Below are 10,565 nucleotides of genomic sequence, written 5' to 3'. Positions count from 1 at the left end.
TAGCTGATAAATAACTATTATTAACACAATTACATTTTATTTTTTGATAGTAATCCTTTGTTTTGGCATAAACCCTCAAACAATATATAGGGAGTTAGCTATTTCGTAATATTCTTTCTACTAATAACATCCGATAGAGAATACTTATATTTAGTTCCCAACAGATTGAGATATTCTTTGCAGAAATTATCATAGATACCTTTAGCAATACCTTTTTTCCCCGAATTAAAGAAAATAGAACACTTTAAATAAAGAGCCTCTTCATTTATATAATCATGTAAAAAAAGAATATCAGCAATTTTCAATTTAAGTTCGTCGCTTAATTTCTCATATCCATCGCTAGAAAGGCTTGTTAATGTATCAATCGTTAAATTCGAAAAATCACTCTTAAAATTATCAATCCAATCAGCTTCAGTGTTAGGAAGAAATACCCCTTTGAGCAAAAGTTCTACTAATTTATTTATTTCTGAGGGAGCCAAAGATTTATTCTCTTTGATTAAAGAGAATAATTTCATGGTTTCTATGTAATCACACTTAATATTCTCTCCAAGCGAGATAGACCAAAAACCATTCTGATTTGTTATTGTACACTCGCCAACATTCTCCAATACTGTTCTAAGCTTACTTAAATAAACATTTCTGTTATTTTTGGCAGATTCATCGTTCTTGTCGAACCACAGTAGTTGAATAAGCTTGTTGCCCGATATTCCTTTACTCTCTTTTACTGTATGTAAAATGAGAAGAATGAGCAAATATTTTAGCATTGGTGTAAATTGTCCGGTTATATTATGTCCATCTTTATCGGTAACAGAAAAACCACCGAGAAAGCAGATTGATTGCTTCGAGAAGTCATAATAGCTTGTTTCAATCTCTCTTTTTATATTATCGGTTTTATTAGCTTCGAGTGTATTCGGTAATTTAGTGTTGTTTATTTTGCTGCAAGGTCTTTTTCTATATTGAAAATATATTAATAGTATTAATAGTATTAATCCCACTAATCCTAATACGATTAAAATAATAAGTTTAAAAGAAAAAGAAAATGTATGATCAGAAGACTGTTCATTTACTACCGAGTCAGTTATAGCTGCTGGGGGATAACTTAGAGAGTATATACTTACTTCTGCCGATCCATCTGTCTTTATTTTATTTACTAACGCATAAAATTTCTTCAGCTTTGGAGAGAAATATAAGTTAGTGTATAAATAATGAGCGTTAAGGTCTTCTTGTATAGGATGAGAAACAGAGGTATATCCTATTTTGTCTTTCTCTATTCTTAATAAAGTACCTCCGTCTTTAGTGGCAAAAATATAGAAACAGTTCTCTTTTTCATCGAAAATCATATTTTCGCTAGGTAAAAAATCTATATTTTCAGACTTATTTTCCCATAGCTTATTTGTTTGCTCTGTTAATAGGTTTACAGAATAGAAGTCGTAATAATTCTTAGGAGATAATTCTTGTCTACCCGATTTATTTCCTCTTCCTCCAAATATATACAATGTATTACCTATAATAGCAGTCGATGCCGAATGCCGTGGTGGAATGTCTAATAAGTTACTTTTTGTGATTGAACCATGATTTAAATGTAAACGAATTAATTCGTTGTTATACTTGTAAAAACCGTATCCGCCAAAAGATACAATAGTAGAGTCTGTCTTTGAATAGGATGTTGAATTATTCCAATATCCATGGTCTAATTTGGATTCTATATGGCTGTCCCATGATGAATTTGCAAATGAAAAGCGAGAGATCGTATTTTCATCTAAATTATAAGAAAACAATAAATCTTGTTCAGGATTATAAAACACTTGGTTGGGAGCATTAGCGGCAATCACTCCGCTTTTTACAGCAGTTGTGGTTTCGTTTCTTCGTTCAGGATCAAAAGTTATAATATCCTTAGAATCGGGATCTATAATATATATCAAGTTTTCATTAGGGTTAAAGCAAAACAATGAGTTTGCTTTTATCTGTTTCGAATATATTTTTTCCCATGAGGCATACATATCGGTAATCCAGCGAGGATTGGTTGTTATGGCTGGTACATTAGCCACCGAATCGAAGCTTTTTAAGCCATCATGTTCGCGAAGCTTCCAATTACGAATTAATTCTTTTTTATCAAAAATATTTATGTCTCGTATGTTCACAGATGCAATATCATAAAGAGAATATCCTGTAAGAGGACAGAGACCAAATGAGATTAAAGCATTTTTGGTTTCCGTCAGAGAATGTGGTACAGCTAATTTTGTATTATTATATACTATTGAAATCTCATTCTTTTCGGATGATAATGTTATACTACAAGGAATCCATTGATCACAGACTATTTCTTCCGAAATCATAAAGACCGATTCATTGATAACGAGCATAGGATATCGTTTGTCTTTATCCCCCACAGTAAACATAAGGTCTATATTCTCCTTTTTGTCAGTAATAATTCTGAATACAACACCAAAGGCATTGTCTTTACGAATATTGATAAAGAAAGACATCGTTGTTTCCTTACCTAATTTCAATGGTTGATTATTCTCTAAAACTAGAGATGTCTTATCCTGGTCATTATAGGGGAAAGCCTTAATGAATAAGCCATAATCAATATTGTCAGAAGAGATTATATTACATAATCCTGAAATGAAAATAAGAGATACAATAAAAAACAGTTTTTTCATCAGATTATATGTGGTCTTACAGAGATTTTTGAACGAGTGTAATTAAGGTGTAACAAAAGCTAACAAATGTAAAGATAGAGTATTTCTTTTCTTCAGCACAATAAAAGAATATTCGAATTGGTTATTCTGAGGCAATTTTAAGGAAAATAGATGGGATTTTTCACTATTAATGGAATTTTAATATGTTTATTAATTGCAGATCTTATGAGTTTTTAATGTGTTGATCTTTATTTTGTGTTAATATTTTATTTAAATCTATTTACATGAAAATTACGAAATTCACGTTATTAATTGTCGCTCTATTTATTGTCCACTTTGTTAAAGGGCAAGACTATTCTTTTCGAGATACTACGTTGCCGATGGAGGATAGAGTAACCGACCTTATTTCACGTCTTACCTTGGAAGAGAAAGTATATCAGATGCTAAATGATGCTCCTGCAATTGAGAGATTGGGTATACCATCTTATAATTGGTGGAACGAATGTTTACATGGAATAGGACGTACAGAATACAAAGTTACAGTTTTTCCTCAGGCTATAGGTTTAGCTGCGACTTGGGATCCAGTATTGTTACAACTAGTATCGTCCGCAATATCTGATGAGGGACGTGCTATTTACAACGATGCTTCATCAAAGGGTAATTATACTATCTATCATGGTTTAACCTATTGGACACCTAATATTAATATTTTTCGTGATCCTCGCTGGGGTAGAGGACAAGAAACATACGGAGAAGACCCTTATCTGACTGGGGTTATGGGTAAGTCTTTTGTGAGAGGCTTGCAAGGAGATGATAATAAATATCTAAAGGCAGCCGCTTGTGCTAAGCATTATGCTGTACATAGTGGACCCGAAAATAATCGGCATACTTTTAATACTTTTGTCACCCCATACGATTTGTGGGATACTTATTTACCTGCTTTTAGAGATTTGATTGTAGATGCAAAAGTTGCAGGAGTTATGTGTGCATATAATGCTTTTGGTGGACAACCTTGTTGTGGAAACGATTTACTTATGCAGCAAATATTAAGAAATACATGGGAATTTGATGGATATGTAACTTCGGACTGTGGTGCTATTGATGATTTTTATCGTCATCATAAAACACATCCCGATTCGAAGTTTGCGGCAGCTGATGCCGTGTTTCACGGAACTGATATAGACTGTGGAGAGCAGGCGTACAGGGGTTTGATAGAAGCTGTGAAGATGGGACTAATTAGCGAAGATCAGATTGATATATCATTGAAACGTTTATTTACAATAAGATTCAGATTAGGTTTGTTTGATTCTGTTGAGGATGTGAAGTATTCACAAATACCCCTATCTGTTCTGGAATCTCAGGAGCACAAAAAAATAGCTTTGGATATAACCCGAAAATCTATTGTCTTATTAAAAAACGAGAAAAACTTCCTGCCTTTAGATAAAGGACTCAAGAAAGTAGCTGTTATAGGACCTAATGCCGATAATGAAGAATCTGTTTTAGGAAACTATAATGGATTTCCCTCTGAAATAAGTACCCCATTTAAAGCAATCAAGAAAAAACTGAAAAATGCAGAGGTGATTTATCAAAAAGGGATTGATTTTGTTATGCCATCCGTAGACAGTAAAAAAGAGATTAGTGATTTAGTGCAGCTCTTAAAAAAAATGGATGTTGTAATCTTTGTAGGGGGTATATCTCCACAATTGGAAGGAGAGGAAATGCCAGTAGATGTTCCTGGGTTTACAGGAGGAGATAGAACCAGTATAAAGCTTCCTCAAATACAGACCGATTTGATGCAAGCCTTACATGAGGCAGATATTCCTACCGTATTTGTAATGATGACAGGAAGTGCTATTGCTACTGAATGGGAATCAGAACATGTGCCTGCTATACTAAACGCTTGGTATGGAGGACAGGATTCGGGAACAGCAATTGCAGATGTTCTTTTTGGAGATTATAATCCTTCGGGAAAACTACCCGTTACTTTCTATGCTAAGGATAGTGATCTTCCTCCTTTTGGATCATACGAAATGAAAAATCGTACTTATAGATATTTTGATGGACAAGTTTTATATCCTTTTGGTTACGGTCTTAGCTATACCTCCTTTGAATACTCTCCAATACAAATGCCTCAGAGAATTAAAGCAGGCGAAGAAGTAGAGGTAACTGTTAGTGTGAAAAATACGGGTAAAAGAGATGGCGATGAGGTTGTACAACTTTATATGTCTTATCCTGAAGCAAAAGAGGTAAAGCCGTTATATGCACTGAAGGGATTTGTGAGAATTTCGCTGAAAGCTGGAGAGAGTCAAAATGTAGTATTTAAATTAAACCCTCGGGAGATAGCGCTGACTAATGCTGAAGGTATATTAAAGATTGAAACAGGTAAAAGAAAGCTATATATTGGAGCTTCGTCCCCTGCGAAAACAACAGCAGAGCAACTGCCTTTGGTTCAAAAAGAATTCGAAATTATAGGCAATGAATACATTGTTCAATAATTAATATTGCCGAATAAATTAATACAATCAGAAATTCCCATAATCTTCAAATTATGGGAATTTTAATGCTCTGGTTAATGGCTTTTTTATATTTCTGTTAATACCTCTGATCTACATTTGCCATCGTTAACTAAAAATAAAATCATGCAAAACAACAAAGAACACCCCCTTGCCAATTATGATTAATTGGAACATTCTTTCAACAGGAATTAATTAAAAACAATACTCATGAAAATTTAATGAAGTTTTAACCATGAAAATCACAGAAAAAGATTTCAATTTAAGAAAAGAAAAATGTTACCTGCATACTATTAAGCGGTACAGCATTCTTCTACTTATGTCTTTACTTATACCTGCCTTGGCATTTTCGCAAACGAAGATGTTTCAAGGTGTAGTGAAAGATTCGCAAGATGAACCTATAATAGGGGCATCAGTAATTGTTGTTGGTTCTAAAACAGGTACGGTTACTGATCTTGATGGGAAATTTAGTATTCAGGTTTCACCTCAAAGTCGGATTTCTATATCCTATATTGGCTATTTGAGGCAAGAAATTAGTGTCGGGAATAATTTCAATCAGACTATTGTTCTGAAAGAAGATAATACCCAATTGGATGATGTTGTCGTTGTAGGTTATGGAACACAAAAGAAAGCCACCCTAACAGGAGCAGTTTCGTCCATTGATAGTAGGGAGCTAACCTTAACCCGAAATGAGAATGTGGTTAATATGCTTGCCGGAAAGATACCCGGTGTACGTATTTCACAACTTAGTGCTCAGCCCGGAGAATTTGATACAAAAATAGATATTCGGGGTATGGGAGAGCCACTTATTGTTGTGGATGGAATCCCTCGAGACAAGGACTATTTCTCACGTATGGATCCTTCCGAAATAGCAAGTGTGTCGGTATTAAAAGATGCTTCCGCTTCTATTTATGGGGTACGTTCTTCTAACGGAGTTTTACTTATCACAACCAAAATGGGAACATCTAATCCTGACGGTAAGTTTGACATTTCTTATTCGATAAACCGAGGATGGCAACAATTTTTATATGTTCCTAATACGGTAAATGCTATTGACTATATGAGGTTGAAGAACGAACAAATTCGTCGTAATTTTGATTCGAACTATATGAATCAACAACCTCTTCAGTTTTCAGATGCAGATATTCAACCCTATCTGGATGGTACAAAAAAGACATCAAATTATGTAGATGCAGCATTCAACAAAACGTCACCACAAGTTCAACATAATTTGAATGTCAACGGGGGAAATGGAAAAATCAATTATTTCCTGAATCTAGGATATATGGATATAGAAGGAGCTTACAAAAGTGGCGATTTGAACTACAACCGTTGGAATTTTAGATCTAATGTAGATGCAAAAATCTCAGACCGATTGAAAGTTCAAGTAAACCTGAGCGGTTTTATGGACGAAAAAAATCAACCTCGTACTGATATCTGGGCTATTTATAAACAAGCATGGAGACAAAAACCTACCGTGCCGATCTATGTAAATGAGAATCCTCTCTATCCGAATTTCGATATGATTGATAATGAGAATCCAGTGGCAGTAATAGACGCTAATCTTACGGGATATAGAAAAGATGTAGGGAGAACATTTAATGGTATAATGGCTTTAACTTACGATGTGCCCGGAGTTAAAGGACTTACTGCAAAAGGTCTTTATAGTTATGACTTTAAGCACACCGATAAAACTGATTACAAAAAAGCTTATTATTTGTATAGCTATACTCCTGCTGAATATGGACAGAATGGTGAGATTATAAAGGCAGAATCATATAATCCTCATTTGAGAAATTCACCCACTACAGTTCGTAGAGAGTCATTTCCTGATTATAAAACTTTGATGCAATTATCGTTAAATTATAGTCGCAGTTTTAATGATGCCCATAATGTTAGCGGCTTATTTTTATACGAAGAAGAATACGCTAGTTGGGATAGTTTCTATGCCCAAAGAGAAATTTTAGTTGCATCTCAATACCTGTCTGCCGGAGAAGACCTTAGACAATTAGCAGGTATGTATGGAATTGGAGAACGTGCGTCTCGTGCATGGGTTGGTAAATTTAATTACGATTATAAAGGAAAATATTTAGCTGAATTCAGTTTCCGTAACGATGCTTCTTCAAAGTTCCCGAAAGATTCCCGTTGGGGATTCTTCCCTGCTGGATCTCTTGGATGGAGACTTAGCGAGGAGAATTTTATCAAAGAGAATAGTTCATTATCCTTTATAAATAACATTAAACTGAGAGCTTCTTATGGCAAATTGGGAGACGACCGCTCGGCGGGAGATTATCCACCTATTTATGTAGGATATAACTTAGAACCCAACGATCGAGGATGGATATATAATGGTGTATTGGTAGGAGGTGTTATACCAACTGCAATACCTAATATAAATTTGACATGGTATACATCTAAGACTCGTAATTTTGGTTTAGACTTCGATTTATGGAATGGCTTGCTAGGTGGTACTGCCGAATACTTTCAACGTGATCGTGAAGGATTATTGGATAATGCAGGTACTGTAATTCCGGGAACAGTAGGAGCTGTTTTACCTCAGGAAAATTTAAAAACAGACCGCACATTTGGAGTAGAGCTTGCACTTACGCACCGAAACAAAATAAGAGACTTTTCTTATTTTGTAAATGGACAAATATCTACTACACGCAATCAATACAGATTTAATAATGAATCTAAAGCCGGCAACTCTTACGATAACTGGAGAAATAGAAACACCAATCGTTATGCAGACATATGGTGGGGTAAAGGTTATGGAGGACAATTTACTAATTACAATCAAATCTATAATCACTCAACATTAACGAGTAGCGGTACTGTTCCCGGAGACTATTATTATGAAGATTGGAATGGTGACGGTGTAATAAATGGAAATGACGATTATCCTATAGCAACTTACAATTTGCCATTGATTAACTATGGTATAATATTGGGAGGAGAATGGAAAGGCATAGAATTAAGTTTTATTTTTCAGGGAACTGCTAACGTATATACCCAATATACAGAAGTACTTGCATCTCCCCTTCAATTTGATGGAGGAGCGCTAACTCAATTCCTTGACAGATGGCATCCCGAAGACCGCAATGCCGATATATTTGATCCATCGACCAAATGGGTTTCAGGATATTATCCAACAACAGGCTCTTCAACAGGCGAAGGTAAAGTTACTATACGCGATGCTTCTTATTTAAGACTTAAGACTGTTGAAGTTGGATATAGTTTTCCTCAAAAAACAATAGGAAGATTTGGCATCAAAGGACTTCGTGTTTATTTCAACGGCTATAACCTACTTACATTCACAGGTCTTAAATATACTGATCCTGAGCATCCAGGCTCGGCAGGAGGAGCCTCTTCTAGCGAAATTGATGTTTATAAATATCCGGTTAATAAAACCTATAATATAGGAGCATCTATTAAATTCTAAAATACTAGGAAAATGAAAAAAATTAAATATATATTCTTATCTGCTCTAACGCTATTTGTTGCCATATCGTGCAACGACATGGATTTGGAACCTAAAGGATTATTAGATAAAAATGCCTTATTTGGAACTGAAGCTGGGCTTCAAAAATATTTAACAGGTATTTATAGTTATCTGCCTATTGAGGATTTTGTATATCATCCTGAAAAAGGATTCCGATGGGATAACTATTGGGAAAATTCGATGACGTTAGCTACGATGAGTGGTGAAATGACAGGTCAATTTTGGGGTATCGCAGGAGCACAAGGTTTTGGTTACTGGCCTTATGATCGTATACGCGAAATTAATGAGTTGATCAGAGACTTTCCGGCTTTTGAATCTCAATATACAGCCGAAACATACAATGCTATACTTGGTGAAGCTCGTTGTTTAAGAGCATTTTATTATTTTGCATTGGTGAAACGTTATGGTGGTATACCCATTATAAAGGAAGTTCAAGACCCTCTTGCAAACGTCGAAACATTACAAGTACCTCGTGATAAAGAGGAGGATGTCTATAAATTTATTCAAGAAGATTTAGATTTTGCAATAAAAAATCTACCCGCTAAAAGCGATAGAGGAAGAGTTAATAAGTACGTAGCCGCCGCCCTTATGTCAAGATCTATGTTATATGCAGGTTCAATAGCTAAATATGGATCAGATGTGGGATTTACCGGTGAAGCGGTTGACAAAGGATTAGTAGGCATACCGAAAACTGATGCCGAATGGTTTTTCCAACAATCGTATGATGCATCTAAAATTATTGAAGAGGGAGGATACGATTTATATAAAATGAATTCCGACAAAGTTCAGAACTATGTTGACTTGTTTCTTGACTTGAATAGCAAAGAGGACATTTTTGTTAAGGAATATAGTACCACAGCTCCTCACAATAACAGATTGAAACATAGTTATGATGCAACTCATCTTCCAAATCCAGACTTTTCGAGTGATAACGAAGCTGCAGCTTATCCTATTCTTGATATTGTTGAATTATTTGAAAAACTGCCTATTGTAAATGAAGATAATACTCCGCGACGTTTCAAAAGTTTTCAGGAACTATATGAAAACCTAGAGCCAAGAATGCAAGCAACATTCTATTTTCCTGGAATGGAACTTAGAGGAAAGAAGTTTGATATTCAACGTGGATTATACTTAAACTATGATGGAACAGTATCTGATGCACAAGAAGGTTCGACAGGAGCTCCCATCAACAGTGAATCAAACAGAATACTAGGAGGTCCTAAAAATTCGCAGTATGACTATGCCGGAACTAAATTTAACATTACAGGTCAACATGGTATGTGGAAAGATGGACACGCTAATAATACCCGTACAGGCTTCTTTATTCGCAAGTATATTAATTATAAAATGCAAACCTCGGAAGTGAAACTATATAACAGCTCACAACCCTGGAAGGTATTCCGTTATGCTGAAATATTACTCAACCGTGCCGAGGCAGCCTATGAATTGGGTTTAATAAAAGGTAATAATGCATTAAAACAAGAAGCATTCACATATATAGCAGCAATACGAGATCGTGCAGGGGCTAAACCATATCCTTACAATCCTGCTCCGACAGATTTAAGTTCTAAATATGGGTATTCACTTGATTCAAATTTGCAATTTATTCGTGAAGAACGCGAGCGTGAGCTTTGCTACGAAAATCACCACTGGTGGGATATCCGCCGTTGGAGAGTTGCCGATGTTGAACTACGTCAATTTGTGCCTAAATCTTTAATGCCCTATTTGGTATTAGATGAAATTAAATATGAAGGTGGAAAAAGGATCAATTCTTACATATTCCTACGTGAAAGAGAACCTTGGAATAAGACATTCAACTTCGAGAAAAAATGGTATTACGAACCAATACCGGGAGGTGAGTTCAATAAGAATCCAAATCTTTATCCACAAAATCCTATTTACTAACAG

General features: G+C 35.2%; 4 protein-coding genes. 3 read left to right on the top strand and 1 reads right to left on the bottom strand.

Annotated features, from left to right (window positions below; genetic code table 11):
• Positions 1 to 98: 98 nt before the first annotated feature.
• On the bottom strand, positions 99 to 2,663 hold the full coding sequence (locus HGC4_RS15750; protein WP_050711097.1) for a Kelch repeat-containing protein: 2,565 nt from the start codon (positions 2,661 to 2,663) through the stop codon (positions 99 to 101).
• Positions 2,664 to 2,926: 263 nt separating this feature from the next.
• Here HGC4_RS15750 and HGC4_RS15745 point away from each other — a divergent pair, with 263 nt between their 5' ends.
• The 3 genes from HGC4_RS15745 (at position 2,927) to HGC4_RS15735 (ending at position 10,562) form a co-directional block, all read left to right on the top strand.
• Positions 2,927 to 5,137, top strand: a complete 2,211-nt coding sequence (locus tag HGC4_RS15745) for a glycoside hydrolase family 3 C-terminal domain-containing protein (protein WP_050711096.1) — start codon at positions 2,927 to 2,929, stop codon at positions 5,135 to 5,137.
• Positions 5,138 to 5,390: 253 nt separating this feature from the next.
• Positions 5,391 to 8,597, top strand: coding sequence for a SusC/RagA family TonB-linked outer membrane protein (locus HGC4_RS15740; protein WP_082204208.1), 3,207 nt, complete (start codon positions 5,391 to 5,393; stop codon positions 8,595 to 8,597).
• A 12-nt stretch (positions 8,598 to 8,609) separates the two neighbouring features.
• Positions 8,610 to 10,562: a RagB/SusD family nutrient uptake outer membrane protein gene (locus tag HGC4_RS15735; protein WP_050711095.1), complete on the top strand. Its 1,953-nt coding sequence runs from the start codon at positions 8,610 to 8,612 to the stop codon at positions 10,560 to 10,562.
• The last annotated feature ends 3 nt before the right edge of the window (positions 10,563 to 10,565 follow it).

This window comes from Dysgonomonas sp. HGC4 (assembly GCF_001261715.1).
GTDB lineage: Bacteria > Bacteroidota > Bacteroidia > Bacteroidales > Dysgonomonadaceae > Dysgonomonas_A.
Note: the sequence above shows the minus strand (reverse complement) of the source record. Positions and strands in the feature narration are given on the sequence as shown.